Source organism: Bradyrhizobium ingae (assembly GCF_055791185.1).
Window position 1 is genome coordinate 1 of sequence record NZ_JBVUBB010000109.1, and the last position, 557, is coordinate 557.

Annotated in this window: 1 pseudogene; it reads right to left on the reverse strand. The window is 63.0% G+C overall.

The window, feature by feature from the left end:
• Window positions 1–371: 371 nt before the first annotated feature.
• Window positions 372–557, reverse strand: a pseudogene (locus ACV1FX_RS41765) (4-hydroxythreonine-4-phosphate dehydrogenase); the annotation flags it as partial.

Here is a 557-nt window from a genome sequence, read left to right on the forward strand (position 1 = left end):
AGGCGGGTCTGTCAGGATGAAATCCACCGCATTGCGGGGCAGCCTCCGCATAAGCTGGACGCTGTCACCGTTGAGGATGGTGTTGCGGAAATCGGTCGCCGTGGTGGTGTTACCGGTCATGGTCTTTGCTCTTTGTTCCGCGAGGAACAGCCCCCGCTGTTCCTCTGCCTCGCGGCGAGCAGCGGGGTAGCAACGGCAAGGGCGGCCGATGGGGAGGGGTATCGCCATATCTGCACGGAGCGCAGCGCAGGAAGATCGGGGACACCCCATCGGCTGGCGTCAGCGCGCTGACGCGAACCCTTGCCGGCGCGAGGGCGGAGCCATTAGCCTTTTCTCTTTTAAGGCTGTCATTCTTCCCACCCGACTCTGCGTCAGGGTCGCGACAGCATCATCCGGACGTAATCGATCTGCCCCATCAGATTACCGGATGTCGGGAACACGCCGTCGAATGCCGCCGTGCCGACCGTAAAACCGTCGGCGCCCGCCGACACCACAGCCCGGATCCGTTCCTCCCGATCAATTGAGCCTGCCACGATGACCGGCTTATCCCATACGGC